The sequence below is a fragment of the Chitinophaga sp. 05T412 genome (genome assembly GCF_056396465.1).
The window spans coordinates 854175-871338 of the sequence record NZ_JBFTLN010000002.1 but is presented as its reverse complement, the minus strand read 5'-3'; the positions used below and the strand labels follow the sequence as shown (position 1 = coordinate 871338).

Here is a 17164-nt window from a genome sequence, read left to right as displayed (position 1 = left end):
GATCGGAAGTAATCTACTCCCCATCATTCCCATTCCCAGTCATCATGTAAAGAATTACGCCAGGCGCTTTTTCCGAAAGACAAGTGATAAAGCTCATTTACACTAGGGTCGATTTTAGTTATTTTTTCAAGACTAACCAGTTTGGAATCTTTGAGATCGGGTTCCTGTTCGCTATGAAACTGCCATGCTCCATCGTCATTATGATAAACGTATAAAATAGGCTTGCCCTCCAGAACATGCCTGGTAGTATACACCCCTACATTTCTCTCCTCATAAAACTTGAAATCGGTATTCCTGTCAAGAAGCGGTTGTTTAAATTTCCAATTGCTATTAAATCCGGATTCCCATGGGAAAAGGCTTTGTTTGTCTGGCCATATCAATTGTAATGCAGGATAATCGTAGTGATTGTAAAAGCTGCTGGCAACACCAAAATAATCGGAATAAAAGGATTTATTTACGGATAGAAACTGGATGGGAAAATCTTTAAGGAAGTCGTGGTAGTGAACATCCGTATCGAAAGATTGACCGTTCTTTATCAGGTGGCAGGCGTCATTCAAAAGACTGCCTGCAAGGTCCGTTGACAGGCCAAAACACATGATTTCAGGATGATTGAATTTTTGATAAAGACCAATGGTATATGCAAAGCCTGGAAGGTAATCATCAGATTCTACATATGTAATGAAGCATCCATGTTGATCGATGTTATCCAGTATCAGCTTGTGAGAAATAGGTTCGTGATTACAATGTTTCAATGGTAATGATTTAGTTCGATTTTATTTTGTATCATACATTTCCTGTATAGCCACGCATCTGAAAATTAATCCATCTTTTTCTTCCATGTGAGATTCATGATAATGCCCATAATACCATTCCTTACATCCGGCAGCCTTAATAGATGAATATATCTTACTCATTATCTGTCGTTCATTTTTCAGGTCACCGGCAAGGTCTCGGCCAGCTTCCATCTCCTTAACAATAAAATTAAGTACGATAGGGTCAAAAGTATAAGGCCATGCTTCTCCAGGCGCGATATGAGAGATAGCTATATCAATGCCTTGAGTACATGACAGCTTTAGCAATGATTCATCAAATCGAATTTCCTCATCGGGCCAGAAGTCTTTACCAATTGTTCTTCTCAGTCGGTCGATTGATATGCCACCGCCGATAAAAAACACTTTCCTGTTTTCAATTTCGATTACCTCATAATCCTGTACCAGCTTAAGATGGTGAAAATTGAAAGTATCCCGGTAATCCCAGAACCATTTATTATCGTGATTGCCTCTCAGTATGTACAAATAATTTTCCTTCTCCCTAAGAAAATTATCAATTTGAGATAATGCTTTTATATCAAGAGCTTTATGTTGAAAGCCAAGCCCCCAATCACCCACCTGAATGAGTGAAGTTTTTTCCAGTCCAAATTTTTTGATTTTGTAAAGTATCTCAGGATAAGTTCCATGGAGATCGCCAATTATTATCATCTTGGTTTTGTGTTAGATGAAAATTGATATCCTGCTAATATAGTTATTTATCATCTTGGTCGTGTTTGATCCTCTGGTTAGTTGAAATAGACGAATACGTAACCATTTAGTTTGCGCGAGAAGTCCATTATTTTTTGCGAAAAATCACGAGTAGAATCTGTAGAAACGGTATCTGAKTGGAGGGCCCTTTTTTGTTCTTTATTTAATGTAAAAATAAAATTTGCCGATCAAATTTTTTTTTACATTTGATTACTGTAGTAAAAACTATATTGTAGCAATTGAATATAAGGCCGTGAGAAGGCTGAAACCATAATGATTTATACCTGAAATAGACTGTACCCTATATCGATGCTGACAATGTTTGTTATACCAATTAATAACAGTTTTAGATCTCTATGTCTTATGAAGTGAAATAATCAATTTGCCCGTTTAATCACCTAATTCAAATTTCAGAAACGATATCAGTGTATTTACTTTCCTGGAATTGATCTTTGTAGTGATATCGAAAAGTACTTTTCGAACCCTATCAATATTGTATTGCGTCCTTTACATTCTTTAAGGAGCGCTGGTTGCGTGCATTCATTATTGATGTAGGGAACTCCTGTTGTTGAAACCTTTTTGCCGTTAGATATTTATTTTATTCCGTTACTTATGATGTTCCGTAATAATCGTTTAAAGAAAACGCTATCCCTGTTCTTTCTGTTTACTCTGGTGTATCAGATCGGATTTCCTGTTGCAGCCTATGCACTCACTTCAGGGCCTACTGCACCGGAAACCTCCAGTTTTGAACCGGTGGATATGAAAGATATGGTGAATCTTCAAACAGGAGACTTCACCTATAATATGCCTTTGCTGGAAGTACCCGGCCCAGAGGGAGGTTATCCGGTTTCCCTGGCTTATCATGCCGGTATTCAAACCAATGAAGATGCCAGCTGGGTAGGTTTGGGCTGGGCGCTTAATCCCGGTGCTATCACAAGAAGTGAAAATGGCTATGCTGATGATGATAATGGAGTTGATCAGTTTGGAAGGACATACTGGAGCGGAACAGAGTCCAGGATGGTCGGCTTTGATATTGGTATAGGACTGCGTAATGCGAGTGTTTCTTTTGGGCTCACTTTTACCAACAATAATAATAAAGGGTTCAGTGTAGATTTTGATGGTGTAACAATAGGATTGCAAGAGAAAGCAGGCTTGGTTGGTGGTCCCTACGCTTCAGCGGGAATGTCATTAAACCTGAAAACACTCAAAACCTCCAGTTCCGTAGGGGTAGGTTTAAGTGGGGTTGGGTCTATGGGGGTATCAATGGAATCTTCTTCTCAGGGAGCCAGCTTTTACGCAAACGGACAAACCGGAATCTCTGGCAGTCTTTTTTCCAATATGAATTCAAGAGATGGAGTGCATACGGAAAGTTCCAATGGGGGATTTTCTATACCATTGTTTGGCCTCCTCAATCTTGGTATCCGGTATAGCTACTACCGGACATGGATGGATTACACCACAAACCAGAAATCTTATGGTTCACTTTTTTTACCGGAGGGAATAAGTAATAACACATTGGATAATAAAGTCTATGATACCTATCATATGTTTGATTTAGAGCGGGGATTAGGTATGTTTGAACTTCCGGATCCCTCTCATCACACAGGCGCCAGTTTACCTGATTATGATCACTATATGGTAACTGCACAGGGACTGAGTGGGGCTATAAGACCCTATCAGTTCCAGAGTTACGTGATGGGGGGAAACAGGGCTTCTGAGACTGGAGTGAAACTTGTTCCAAACTCCGGTAGTACTCCGGTCTCGCGGATAAACCCTACAGTGAGATATCAGATCCCTGATTCCTACAGAGGCAATAGTATTTTAAAAACAGGTTTCAGATTTGTTAATGATTTCTCCAACACTTATAGACAGTCATTAACTGATTACTCGGCTGGATCATTCCGTGTCCCATTTGATGAGAACCCGGCAATGGGTGCTTTAGGAACATATGATCCTGCCACCAATACATTGGAAGGGTCACGTCACATTGATTATTTCAGCGATGCTGATATCGTTTCCGGTGCGGCTAAGGCAAAAGGGTTTATAGATGTGAGCGCGGATAATGCCGTAGGGTATAACCGTTATTCAAGCTCCCGGATAGGCGGTTTTTCTATTACTAATGAGAAGGGAATCACCTATCATTATTCATTGCCTGTTTATAACATAGATGGTATTATATATAGCCGGAACGTTAAAAAAGCGGACAATGAAGAAGTGCGTTGGAGCAAACAGATCAGACGTTCACAATATGCCTATAACTGGTTGCTGACAAGCATTACTGGTCCTGACTTTGTGGACCGGGATGGTAACGGTATTGCCAATGAAGGGGACTATGGTTATTGGGTTAATTTGGGTTATGGTAAATGGACAGGCACTTATTATTGGCGTACGCCTGCAACAGGTTATACCAGGGATGTGGATGATGAATTTGAAAGTTATTCTCACGGCTCTAAGGAGTTGTATTATCTGAACAAAATTAAGACCAGAACACATACAGCCATTTTTGAGAAGGATCTAAGAGTAGATGGTAGGGGAGAAGGGGTAGCCTATAGCATTTTTTCTGATGCCAGCTATACTGATGGCGCTTTTTCTGCTGCATCTAAACGGACATTGAAATTAAACCGGATTCTGTTGTTAAATAACAGCGATGCGACCGGCATCAACCCCGCTAATGGTGCAGGGATAAAGAATGTGGAATCCACGGTAGATTTGGGCGCCAATGTGATAGATAAATATGATCTGCAAGGAACGGGTATCGAAAGTAAGGCCATCAAAATAATTGAATTCAACCACGATTACTCACTTTGCCAGGGAACGATTAACAGCTTTGAGGACAATACCCCTAATGTCAAGCAAGGGAAGCTTACGTTGATGTCCATTAATACGCCGGGCAAACAAGGTATTTCTGTTTTACCTCCTGTACAATTTGTATATGATATACCTGCTTCGGATAGAAATATGTTATTCGGGGGCGATGTAAGCATTGATGCGGATAGTAAAGGAGCATCAGTAATAGGTACACTGATGATAGGAATGACACCGAAATTTTATATCGGTGAACTGGTAAGTGTAACCGGAGGAGATAATGTTAGCTATAGTGCATTGGTTACCGCTACCCAGGATTATTATGATCAGAATAATAAACACCGGTATAAGTTAGGACTGAGAATGGTGGATCCATTTCCGCCGGGATATGTGTCAACGTCGGCATCTGTTGCAAGTACGAAGAATCCAAATTATAGTATTGAAGCCTATGACAAATGGGGAATGTATAAGGCGGACTATAATGCTGCAACCATCGCCGATAATATAAACGTTGGCCGTATGACCACGCCGGTATCTTCCATGCATGCGGATGCCTGGTCATTACATGCTATTAACACACAGTTGGGGGCTAATATAGAAATGAAGTATGAAGGGGACTCTTATTCTAAAATAGTATTGGACAACAGGTGTTCCATGATAGCTAACAGTTTTGCTATTGATAAAACTAATAAACAGATCACGTTTAAGGTAGCGAATAATTATGGTGTACCATTGAGCGAATTACTTGCTGTGGGCTCAAAGGCCGACATGATCATGGCAATGATCCCGGCAGATGATTTAAAATTACTCACAGCCTTGATATCTACCAGGAACGAAACAGTTTCTATGCAACTGACCAGAATTGGGGGGAATTATCCCATTTTCGGTCCGAAGAAACAGCTTCCTTTAACTGCTGGATTCATCATTAAATCCGTGGATAATTTTACCAATACTGTTGTGATGAGTTGTAACGATAATTTTGTACTCGGGTTGGTTGGGTTTCAGTACAATACTGACACTCGCGTGCGACTTTCTGGTTATGTAATGAGTGCGAACATATTCTTTTATCCGAATAACGACCCTGTCAGGCCAATATATGGCGGAGGAATCAGGGTAAAGGAGTTACGGATAAATAGTACAGACAGAGTATCTACCACGAAATATGATTATCGGCATATTGTTAATGGCGGTTCATCAGGAGTTACTACTTATGAGCCTAACATGATCCAAAAACATGATCTTAATTATACTGGTATGCCATTATTTGACAATCAGATAGGAGATGATATACAAAAGTGGATCTGGAAGGCAGAGTATCGTGAGATGGTCAATCCTGCAGCTGCACGGATATTCTCTTTATCAAGGTTGTTACCTTCTCCAGGTGTTCTTTATGGCTATGTCAGAACCACTACTGAAGTTTATAATTATCCGCCTTTTGGTGCGCTGGGAGCACAAGGAGATACTTATACGGTTCCCGGATCAACGGTATATAGCTTCAGAGTGCCGGAAGAAAATATGGTTGAACTGAGCCTGTTATCCAGTACAAGCGGTGGTGGCGGTACAACTGATGTAACGGGTACCAGGAATTATTCCATCCAGGATAATACAGCTTCTATAGGTTCGCTTAATGGCGTGGGACAAGTTGATAGTAAAGGTGCTTGGTTAACCTGGAAAACCTACCGTTATGTAAGAGACGAAGCCGACCGGGAAGGTACTTATAGTAAATATGCTTACCAGGGACGTATTATAGAGCGTTTCGGTAATAGGAAAAAGGTAACGATGGCAGGAAGTTATGATACGCAATATGGTATCGCAACCGCCAAAACAGAAAATCCGAATATTTTAATGGGAGAAGCAGAATATAATTATAAAACGGGACAGATATCTTCCGAAGATTACCTGGCATATGACTTTTATTCTGGTCAGTTAACCCAAAAATTAAACAAGGATGTTTATGGTAATTTATTCCTGACAGAAGTGATTCCTGCTTATCGCAAATATCCGGCAATGGGAATGAAAGTAACTAACCGGAACAATAAGCATATGCTTGCTCAGGAAGCTGGGAACTATGTTTATAAAGTGGATGCAAATAATAATAAGTTAGGCCTTGTTTCGGCAGCTATAACCACCTGGAGTAGTAGTACAGATGTATTAACACCGGATAATACAGGAACTAAAATCGTCCAGAATGGAGTGGTGGCTAATAATGGAAATGTTTGGCGTAAGCAATCAACATATGTATGGGCACCTTCAGGCTCTTCTACGGATGGTATTACGCCATTAAATCAGTTTACTGACTTTAACTGGACTAATCCTTCTTCTCTTGCCAATGCGTGGTTAAAAACAGCAGAAACTACTTTGTATGATGTTTACTCAAAAGAACTGGAAGCGAAAGATGTGAATGGCAATTACGCTGCTACTGTGATGGGATATAATAATACGAAAGTATTGGTAAGCGGGGTTAATGCCCGTCAGAAAGATCTGGCATATAGTGGTGCAGAAGATGACCTGGTAAATAGCAAATTCAGTGGTCAGGTTTCCCTTGGAGATGGAGTTGTGGAGAAGAACACTACATTCCCTGCTGCTACGGCACATACAGGTTATAACAGTTTAAAAGTGGACGCCGGCAAGAACGGATTTAGCTACACTGTTCCACTGCCCAGCGATGAGGTTAAAAAGCCTTACATGGCCAGTGTTTGGGTGGCAGCAGCTAACTCCTCTCTTCCTGCGGCAGGAGTTTATTACCAGGTGAATGGCGGAGCCCCGGTACCGGTGAATGCAGTAGCACAAAGAAAAGTAGGTTCATGGTATCAGGTAATGGTTGTTGTACCTGCAAGTACTTTAAGCAGTGCTACCAGTTTGACATTCGGATGTAAGAACAGCGGTACCTCATCGGTGTATTTTGATGATTTCCGGGTACAACCAGCAATATCCGGTGCTTCAGCCTATGTCTATGATAAATTTACTGGAGAGGTGACCTATATACTTGATAAAAACAACTTCTTTACCAGGTTTGAATATGATATAGCTGGCCGTGTAAAAGCTACTTATAAAGAAAGCTTGAGTGGTGGGGTAGTAAAGGCGGCTACTATGGATTATAACTATGGCAAAGGGCAGTAACTACCATAGAATAATATTATTAACCCTGAGCAAATAATACTAAGGGATCTATAAAAAATACTACCAATGAAAACAAGAAGCCTTAGCCTGTTCTGTAGCCTGATGGCAATGCTGCTGTTATTTTGTGTGGCATTGCATGCACAGGTGATCGAGAGTCCGAACAAAATCATGCTTCCGGTGCCACCGGCGACGAATAAGGTATTTCAGACCTATGAAGTGCTCAAATACCGTAGTGTGGTTGAAATAGAGATTGCACCGGGAGTAGAGATCCCGGCAGGTGCAGACCTGCAATTTGAAATAGGGCCGATAGCTACCGGCCCGGCCAGGATGGATCTTAACAGAAACTGGATCTTAAGTCAGCAGTATGATGCCTCCGGCAATGTTATCGGTGCCTCTAAGGTATTCTACGATAATAACGGACAAGTGCAGCAGAAGCAGGAAAAAAATCTCGCCGCTGGCCGTATTCTGGCMAGCCAGGTTGTTTGTGACGGCTTAGGCCGGCCTGTGCTGAATACCTTATCTGCCCCGATTACCCCGGTAGAGTTTACGTATGCAGATAATTTCATGAACAACGGGGGGAGAAACTATAATTATAAAAATTTTGATGGTGCAAAATTAAGTAATCCCGATCCGGTAGATAATACAGTGGCAGGAACACTTGGCTGGTACTATAGTGAGAATAATACCCTGGAGCCGTACGTAGGCACTACCAATGTTCCATTTAGCAGAACGGATTATTATAATGATGGTACAAATGAAGTAAAACGTGTAGCAGGTATAGGTGAGACGTTTAAAACGGGCAGCGGACATGAAAGCAGTAGTTTTGTTTTGCCGGTAACCAATGAGCTGGATCACTATTTACAGGTACGTAATAAGTATTTCCCTGCAGCAGAAGTTGGAGAAACGCCAACAGCCGATATATTGGCTCAGTCAACCACTGTCAATATTAGCCGGGATGCAAATGGTCAGGAGCTATTGGTGGTACAGGACAAAGCCGGTAAAGTATTGATGACTGGTCGCCCGGGCAATGATCTGGTATACACCAATACCCGTAAGATTTATAATCCTGCCATAACGGGTCCTCTTCAATTTTACTATTTTAAGTTGTTTAAACCTACTACCGTCAATATAAATGCAGGCGATTGGACACTCTATGATATGTCCAACAATGAACAACCAGTGACCTTTAGCGGCGGAGGTGTTTTAGCGGCGGGATATTATAAACTGATAGGAGGGAATACACCTGTAGGTAATACGATTAGCTACGCAGTAGGGCTTACGGACATTAATTATAATTATTACAATCAGTTAGGCCAGTTAGTGGCGGCTATTCCTCCTGAAGGGGTGAAAAAATTAATAGGGCCAGGCATTAATAATTATCCAAACCGGGTAGATATTCCTTTTATTACACAAAACGAATATGATCTGAAAGGTCAGCTAAAGGCAAGTGTCAATAAGGAAACCGGCAGATCGGAGTTTGTATATCGTACGGATGGCAAACTGCGTTTTTCCCAGAATGCCATACAGCGTCCCACCGGTATTTACTCTTATACGAACTATGATAATGTCGGAAGGGGAGTGGAAGCAGGTGAATTTACTCCTGGTTCGGGAGGCATTGCTTTTAACGTGGCTGGTATGACTAACGCAGATAATGTGGCAGCGGATGGGGGACTAGGTAATGGTACCAGGTCTAACTGGCTGAAGACTACCTATGATGTGGCTGTAGCTACCGGAGTTACCGGATATACGCAGGATGATGTTTATCTGCCATCAGCAATTTCTTATACAGAGAGTTCAGCAGGTACTAAAACCTGGTATAATTATGACGATCAGGATAGAGTTACCTGGATGGTTCAGGATATTCCCGGTCTTGGTAAGAAAACAATAGACTATACATATACTTTTCTCGGACAGCCGGCAAAAGTAATTTTTCAAAAGAATGTTGCAGCCGAAACCTTTATCCATTACTATGAATATGATTTGGGGCAGCGCCTGTCAGCAGCTTTTACCAATACAGTAGATAATGTTGCCACCAGGAAATTGCAGGCTAAATACAGCTATTACCTGCATGGACCTTTAAAGAGGGTAGAACTGGGAGGAAATGTACAAGGGGTAGACTATACTTATACAGTGCAAGGGCAATTGAAAGCGATTAATCATGCCAGCAAAGATCTTGATCCGGGTAAAGATGGTATATCAGGGGGAAATGCTGGTTTTGCCAAAGATGCCTTTGGTATGAACCTGGAATATTTCAATGGAGACTATGTCCGTGGAGGTACTGGGGTAAGTAGCATTCCATTGGCGACTACAATTGCAGATGATCAGTATACAGGTAACGTGAAAGGAATGAGTTGGTTTAGCCGTAAACCACAAAGTGTCATTGCCGCAATGGGGGCAGCTATTGAGAATCCTTCGATGTATGGATATAAATATGATAATAAATACCAACTAAACAGTGGGACGTGGGGAGCGCCCAACTATGTAACACCTGGTTTTGCGGCGAGTAGTGCTTTTAAAGAGTATAATCTGAACTATGATGGAAATGGTAATATTCAATCGTTAGCGCGTACTAATGATGCGGGGACTACTACAGATAATTTTACCTACACTTACCCTATTGGAACTAATCAGTTGCAAAAAGTAGTAAATGGTAGCACTACCTATGGCAGTTATAATTATAACCCACTTGGACAACTATCTGTTGAAACGCCGGGTACTGGTGTGGCAAGATATATCCGCTATGATATCAATGGTAAAGTAATAGGAGTATACGCAGATGCAGCCTATACGCAGCCCAAGGTGACTTTTGCTTACAATGAACGCGGCATCCGCGTTATGAAAACTGATTACGTTAATAACAATACAACTTATTACGTATCAGGTACCAATGGTACTTTAATGGCGGTTTATACACAGGCGGGGACCGGTGTTATTAGCCAGACAGAGATACCACTGTATGCAACCGGGCGTATAGGAATCTTCCGTCGGGGTACTGGCATCAGCGAGTATGAGCTAAGCAATCATCTCGGTAATGTGCAGGTTACAATAGATCAGAATCGAAATATTAAGCAATATGCTGACTATTACCCTTTCGGGAGCATTATGCGCGACGGTGGTTCACTGGACTATCGTTATGGTTTCCAGGGAAAATATAGTGAGAAAGATAAAGAAACCGGCTGGAACGCATTTGAGCTAAGGATGTATGATGCACGTATTGGGAGATGGTTAGGTGTTGATCCTAAAGGACAATATAACTCTCCTTATACAGCAATGGGTAATAACCCGGTAACTCGGGTTGATGCCGATGGGGGATGGGATAAAGAATACGAAGATGCGGACGCTTACTATAAAGAGAATCCAAATGGGAAGCTGGATGGAAAAGATGGACATTGGCTAACTTCGGACAGGCTTAGTCATAGCGCGGTCTGGAATACAGCTAATATGACTAACCTGCAGGCGCTCCGGTTTGATGATTATAAAACCATTACCCAGCGGACCGCTTTTTATGGCTGGTTTGCTGCAAAGATCGATGAAAGAGGATTTGAGAATAACTGGCCGGGAGCCGCTTATATAGTAGCAAATCAAATGTCGACCTTAGAATGGGGGCCGGCAGCCTGGTGGGTTGGTGACGATGTAGTGAAATTTGGCAATGAGGGAAATAAGGCGATCTTCGATGATGCCATGCATAAACTTAGGGATTTATATAATGGCCCTGTCATGAAAGGAAGTGTGGCCGAAGCCTGGGATGCAAAAACATTATATGAAGAACAGTTTATTGTTGTAAATCCGATTTATCAACGGCAATCTCAGGAAACCCTTAGGATAATTGGCAATATGGCTCGTGGCGATTATCTTTATGGCATAGCTACATCGAAAGAATTACGTTTTGTTGGAATAATTACCGATCCATATGATAGGTTTGCCCATGGCATGACGAAAGTGGCCGAATATTGGTTACATCATAAATATGAACCGCGTTATAGATTCTATTGATTTAAGGAACAAATGGGAAAAAGTCTGATAATATATCTCTTGTGTCTGATAGCAGTGGATGCTATAGCTAATGTTATAATTGGCCTTATTCTGCATAGCCCCGGATCAGTGATACTTATCTCTGGAATTGTAAGGGCAATTTGTATATTCATCTTGTTTGCGGTTATAGGTACAATCGTTTTCAGTATTTTGAATGGAAGAATAGCCCTGGCAGGTTTGGTGATAACTACAATATTAGTATACATACTAATACCCGCTATTATATATCTGTTAAAGGATAATAACAAAACAATCGTAGAGGTGTATGTAGACCTTCACTCACGTATTGATTTATTTACACAATTTTTTCTGCCTTATATTCTGGCCAGTATAATATGTATTATGCTGGTCAGAAAATTGAAAATATTTTAGACGATATTGTTTTGAACAAGACAGATAATGCAGACGTATATTTTTCTGTTTTAAATCTTGAAGTTTTACAGGCCTGCGCTAGTCGCAGGCTTTTTTATTGTTTGCCTGCTGAATTGTTAATTGTCCTTTCTTCGGTTTTACAATATTCCCGCTACCTATATAGCATTGCTTATTAACTACGTCTTCTTCACCACAAACATCTTCCCTTTATACACCACTTTTATTTCATCTTTCTTCAATTCTTTAATCTTCACTTCATCTACTACTTCTCCCTGTTGCACCATTTTATCCTGTCCATGAATAATAACCAGGGCTACTTTTTTAGGGGCATCCAGGTTGCTGATCATACCGGCATATTGCACAAAGCTAACATCTATGGGAGGTGGTGGTGGCGGAGCTACAACAGGTGCGGATTGCACTGCAGGTAAAGTATCGGTGACTTCATCTTTGAGGAATGGGTCCGGGTAGTCCATGAGCAGGATATACTTTTGAGGTAATGTCATGGAAATACGTGCCGGAGAAGGGGGCGCTACATAGGTGTTAGCAGGCCCCTGTCCGGAAACAGCTGTAACAATCCTGTAAATAATGCTGCCCCAAACAACTACAGTACCAGCCAGTAAGAAGAATTTGAACGATTTCTTTTTCATATTACTGCAGGGTGAAATTTCTTTTCGTGCTAAAGTTGCTCTCATTACCGACTGCATCAAGTGCAGTCACCTGCCAGTAGATTTTGTCCCGGCTGTTGCCACGATTAAACGTAGCAGATGTGCTGGTAACTGTAACGGGATAGCCATCATACAAGGAGCCATCATTTTTATAGACGAATAATTTATATTTCACAGCATCGGGTACGGCTGCCCATTGCAGGGTAACGGGGAGCTGGATATTGAGTGCGTCGTTATTGGGTGCTGTTAATACCGGAGGTACTGGAGGGGTATGGTCTATAGTAAAATTATAAATAAGAGAAAACATAGACTGGGCAGTATCATTTACAGCCCTTACCCGCCACTGGTATTGTCCGTCTTTTAATGACCGGAGGGAATAGGTATTGGCAGTGGTAGTTGCTTCTAAGAAAATATCAGGACTGCTGAAGTTAAGGGTATCTACCTGGAGTGTATATTTTTTAGCGCTGAAAAGTGGTAGCCATTGAAAAACTATATCTGCATTGCTGGTCATATAGTTGTTACCCGGAGCAGATAATACCACGGTTTGATTGCTCAGTGAAGCCGTATCTATTATCAGGTTGCGGACGGAGTACGGAGACTGGCTACTATTATTTACCGCTCTTACCCGCCATTGGTATTTTCCTGGTTGAAGCGTATAAACAAAACTATTTCTTTTAACGGTGCTGTCGAGTACAAATTTTGCCGGCGCATCAAAATCCGGAGAAGCGATCTGGATCTGGTATTTTTCAGTCAGGTTGTCCGGTTCCCAATAGAAAGTTTGCAGATAATCGCGGCTCAGGATTTGATCAGCAGGGGCTACCAGCTGGATCTTCACGTCTTTGAGTGTAGGCTCGATGACGTCCAGGCAGGAAGAAATAGCTGTTATTATTAACAGTATCGGTATATAGTATTTAAGGGTTACTTTCATGGCTGTTTGAATTTGTAAACTGTAATTGTTGAAGATAAATATCAGCAGATAATAAGGTTGTATTCTGCTGGTTATCAAAAGTAGTTTTGTAAGTCATCGCCTTTATTCTGGCCGGGAGGTCGCTTTTTTCCAACTCATTCACAAACCGGAGGAGTTGTTTAAAAGAGCCTTCTACTGTTACCAGGTTGGTAATTACCTGTAGCTGCTGGTATTGATACCCGTTATAAGGACTGTAGTTTTTTAACTTCAGATGATATTGATTACAAAAGCCTGTTACCTGTTTTAGCAGTTGCAGGTCAGCATTTACGGTATCCTGTTGTGTGGCGGTATGAATAATTTTATTGAGTGTTTTTTCTTTCTCTGACAGTTGTTGATATTGTTCAATTTTTGATTGCAACATATCTTCCGGCAAATAACTCCGCTTATAGTTATGATAAGCTTCAATGGTATTCCGTATACCATATTGATAAGAGGCTATCAGCACCAATACTAATGCAGCCAGCATCCACCTCAATCGTTGTTTTTCATTTAGCTGTTTAAAGTTCATTTTAAAGTCAGTTCTAGTTGAAAGTGACCCGTTTCATCTTCTTTTTTATACCAGTAGCTTTCTAATCGCGCTGATTGCACTATATCAATCTGCTGTATAGAGGTGATCCAGTTATTCAACACCCATGGTGTATTACAATCGCCCTGCAGTCTGATGGTATCCTGTCGGAATCTGGGGATGGCGCCCGATGATTTGTTATTATCTTCCGGAAAGATGGTCATATTGGTTAATATTACCTCTTTTGGAACGGAAGCACCAATCTTGTCGGAAATTTCGCTGATCACGGGTTGCTTTATCCAGCCAATAGCCGCGAGAAACTTCTCTTTTTCCTGTACCCTAACCTGTAAGGTGTCCAGTGTATTTATTTTTTTCTGGTATAAGCTATTATTTACCTGTGCTTCCTGTGCCAGCGTGTAATAATGTTGATAGATGAAAACATTTAATAACAGTATGAGCAACAATGTGCCTAATGCACCTATCCCTACTATATTGAACAGACGGCGATATTCAAATTTTTCTTTTTGACGGGCAATTTCCTGCAATTGAAGTCCGGAGGCTGCTTCGCTGGCCAGTATTATTTCTGTAGCAATAGCAAAGGCCGGTAGTAGCAGGTGTTTTATAGATTGATCACCGATTATTAACTCGGTACCTAATTGTGGTTTATTGGTTACTTGTGATAGCGTATATTCTATGAGCTTCGCGCCATGGAGTTGTAATTGCCAGGCGGATGTTTGGATATTATTACCGGTATTTATTTTTATAAGATGCAACAAATTGGTGCTAAATCCCAGGCTTAAACCCACGTGTAGGACGGAAATTCCTGCGTCAACGAATAGCCCCACCATTTCATCCAGTTGATCTTTGCGTATAACGGCGATCTCTGGCTTGTCGTTGCAAACAAATTGCTGGTAATAATAATCTTCCTGTCGTGCACCTGGAATAACATTTTCCAGGAGGTTATGTCCGGTTACGCTGGGTACGGGTTTATGCAGAATACCTCGGCCTGATATGTTAAGTCCAACGGGTACTCCTTTGGGAAACTTTTCAATCAATGCCGGAAGACTGGTAACATTAATATATTCTTCGGCGCGGATCAATTTGCCTTTTACCTGCTTCACTACCACCGCATTGAGCAGGAGGGACTTGTCCTGCATTACGACAATCTCTACGCCGATAGCCGTACGAATAGGAATATATTTATGTAAAAGTGATTGCCACATGTTTAGTAAATGATGGTAGGTTTAATAAACACGAGCGAAACGGTTTTGGACGTAGATCTTGCTCTGCTGCTGAAGAGCCATTTTAACACCGGTACCCTTGACAGGCCGGGAATACCACCTCCTGATTCCGTTTTTTCATTTCTTTCAATGCCACCTAACACTACCATCTCTTCATTTTTTACCCGGATAATTGATTTGAATTTACTGTTGGAAGAAGGTGGTGGCGCATTATTAGGAGGATCGCCGATGAAGTCGGATATTTTAACGTCTATATTCAGTGTTACCTGCTCATCACCTGATACCAATGGCATAATGTCTATAGATAGATTGGCATCCACGGGGATATACTGTTGGGTAACCACTGTTTGTGGGTTTAGCGAACCAAGAACATTTTGTGTACTCACCGTATAATACCTGGTACTGCCGATGCTCAGGTTGGCCACATGCCCGTTGAGCGTGGATAACTTAGGTGTTTGTCTCAAATCGATATTGCTATTATTTTCCAGTGCGCTAAGTTGTACATAGAAATTGGGGGTTACTTTACCCAGGTTGAAGATGTTGTTGATGCCAATTCTTCCCAGGAAATCGTTGATAGATCTGGCGCCGAATGTGTAGTCAAGGCCGCCCTGGCCGAGCAGTGTACCTCCGGTTCTTACAGAATCGGAAGTACCCATTTTTATCCCCGTTTTTATTGATTTCCCCTTTTTTACATCCATCAAAATCACTTCGATGGTGATCATAGGCACCACCTTGTCAATCTGTTTGATGAATTTGTCAATCAGTTCAATTTCAGGTGCACTACCACTTAGCAGGAAGCTATTCTGTTCTTTAAATTCTTTGATGTCTACGCCCCTTCTAAGTTCAGGAGGGAATATATGCATTAATGAATCCATAGAGCGATTTTTGAGCTGGACCATCTTATAGGTACGCATACCTTCCATTTGACGGCTACCGATCATGTAAACCTTTCCCTCTGTATGAAAAGTGTATTCAGTCCCCTGAAATATGTAGGCAAGGGCCTGATTCAATGGCATATTGTTGATATTGGCAGATATAATGCCTTGTATTTCGGAATACATGAAATAGTTAATACCTGTTTGATCAGAAATGCTCCTGAGTACGTCCTTTAGGGGCATGGAAGTTACATTAAGCGTGATCAACCGGTTACCGATATCATCTGAAGTTGCTTCAATGTTGCCGCCTGTACCCGGCATATCCCGATTGATTTTTCGAATTACGGTATTTCCATTGGGCGCATTTTTCAGCTCTGACTTTAGCATAATTTGTTCATTGGAGGCCAGGGGTTCCAATACAAATACTTCATCATTCGTTTTGGTGAATTTAAAGTTGTTTGTTAATGCCAGTTTTTCCAACGCGTTGGAAATGGGGAGATCCTGGATGTATCCATTTACCATTTTACCAAATAACTCAGGCAATACCACCACATTTTTATTACTTATCATGGTAATGCGCCTGGCTACATTCATCAAACTATCGTTTTGCAGATCCAGGGTAATGTTGCCACTATTCTTATTGTAGTCAATATGCAGCTCTTTAGGGGGAGGGGGCTGATTTCTAAGAGGATCGTTGTAGTTGGTAATATAGATGATACTTCCTGTGAAAGTAAACTCCAGGTTATATTGTTTGGCGAGATATAACAGGATATTACTAACGGTTTCGCCATCAAAGTAATTGGTAATCCTTTGAGTGAGTGCAGGATCGATATTGAGATTGAGGTGATGCGTATTAGCTATTCCCCGGAGAAATTCCTGCAGGGTGCCGCCTGAAACAGATATCGCGGCTTTCTGATTCAGCCCGGGCACTGTTGGCGAGAGGTCGTTTAATCGCTGTGCAATGACCGAAACCCGGTCCTGCTGTGCCCCCTGAGCAAATAGATGGATGGTATTGAATAATAGTACGGCGTAAAGTATGATTGCTTTTTTCATGTGACAGAATGC

The 17164-nt window shown here is 41.4% G+C and carries 9 protein-coding genes; 2 read left to right on the top strand and 7 right to left on the bottom strand.

All coding sequences use genetic code 11. The features are described 5' to 3' along the window. Positions 1-23: 23 nt before the first annotated feature. Entirely contained in the window at positions 24-752 is a 729-nt protein-coding gene (locus AC1DFM_RS07165) for a DUF4262 domain-containing protein (protein ID WP_477076017.1), read from the bottom strand. A gap of 21 nt (positions 753-773) precedes the next feature. After that, positions 774-1478 (bottom strand): metallophosphoesterase, encoded by a 705-nt coding sequence (locus AC1DFM_RS07160; protein WP_477076016.1) that lies wholly within the window; start codon positions 1476-1478, stop codon positions 774-776. A gap of 651 nt (positions 1479-2129) precedes the next feature. Between AC1DFM_RS07160 and AC1DFM_RS07155 the strand changes: the two genes are divergently transcribed. Continuing rightward, on the top strand, positions 2130-7442 hold the full coding sequence (locus tag AC1DFM_RS07155) for a hypothetical protein (RefSeq protein WP_477076015.1): 5313 nt from the start codon (positions 2130-2132) through the stop codon (positions 7440-7442). A gap of 66 nt (positions 7443-7508) precedes the next feature. Then, on the top strand, positions 7509-11435 hold the full coding sequence (locus tag AC1DFM_RS07150) for an RHS repeat domain-containing protein (RefSeq protein ID WP_477076014.1): 3927 nt from the start codon (positions 7509-7511) through the stop codon (positions 11433-11435). 587 nt (positions 11436-12022) lie between these two features. Here the strand turns inward: AC1DFM_RS07150 and AC1DFM_RS07145 are convergent. Genes AC1DFM_RS07145 through AC1DFM_RS07125 form a run of 5 tightly spaced genes read right to left on the bottom strand, consistent with a single transcriptional unit; the run spans position 12023 to position 17152 of the window. After that, a complete protein-coding gene (locus AC1DFM_RS07145) occupies positions 12023-12493 on the bottom strand; it encodes a hypothetical protein (protein ID WP_477076013.1) in 471 nt (156 codons plus the stop codon). A 1-nt stretch (position 12494) separates the two neighbouring features. Beyond that, on the bottom strand, positions 12495-13439 hold the full coding sequence (locus AC1DFM_RS07140) for a fibronectin type III domain-containing protein (protein WP_477076012.1): 945 nt from the start codon (positions 13437-13439) through the stop codon (positions 12495-12497). Then, positions 13423-13986, bottom strand: a complete 564-nt coding sequence (locus tag AC1DFM_RS07135) for a hypothetical protein (RefSeq protein ID WP_477076011.1) — start codon at positions 13984-13986, stop codon at positions 13423-13425. The genes AC1DFM_RS07140 and AC1DFM_RS07135 overlap by 17 nt, the downstream gene beginning before the upstream one ends. After that, the gene (locus tag AC1DFM_RS07130; protein WP_477076010.1) at positions 13983-15206 is read right to left on the bottom strand and encodes a hypothetical protein; all 1224 of its coding nucleotides are present in this window, start codon (positions 15204-15206) and stop codon (positions 13983-13985) included. The genes AC1DFM_RS07135 and AC1DFM_RS07130 overlap by 4 nt, the downstream gene beginning before the upstream one ends. 2 nt (positions 15207-15208) lie before the next feature. Continuing rightward, positions 15209-17152, bottom strand: a complete 1944-nt coding sequence (locus tag AC1DFM_RS07125; protein WP_477076009.1) for a secretin and TonB N-terminal domain-containing protein — start codon at positions 17150-17152, stop codon at positions 15209-15211. Positions 17153-17164: the final 12 nt, after the last annotated feature.

Excerpts from the sequence above, each read along its gene's own strand:
- AC1DFM_RS07125 (WP_477076009.1), bottom strand. The coding sequence starts at position 17,152 with ATGAAAAAAGCAATCATACTTTACGCCGTACTATTATTCAATACCATC.
- AC1DFM_RS07145 (WP_477076013.1), bottom strand. The coding sequence starts at position 12,493 with ATGAAAAAGAAATCGTTCAAATTCTTCTTACTGGCTGGTACTGTAGTT.
- AC1DFM_RS07140 (WP_477076012.1), bottom strand. The coding sequence starts at position 13,439 with ATGAAAGTAACCCTTAAATACTATATACCGATACTGTTAATAATAACA.
- AC1DFM_RS07135 (WP_477076011.1), bottom strand. The coding sequence starts at position 13,986 with ATGAACTTTAAACAGCTAAATGAAAAACAACGATTGAGGTGGATGCTG.
- AC1DFM_RS07155 (WP_477076015.1), top strand. The coding sequence starts at position 2,130 with ATGATGTTCCGTAATAATCGTTTAAAGAAAACGCTATCCCTGTTCTTT.
- AC1DFM_RS07130 (WP_477076010.1), bottom strand. The coding sequence starts at position 15,206 with ATGTGGCAATCACTTTTACATAAATATATTCCTATTCGTACGGCTATC.
- AC1DFM_RS07160 (WP_477076016.1), bottom strand. The coding sequence starts at position 1,478 with ATGATAATAATTGGCGATCTCCATGGAACTTATCCTGAGATACTTTAC.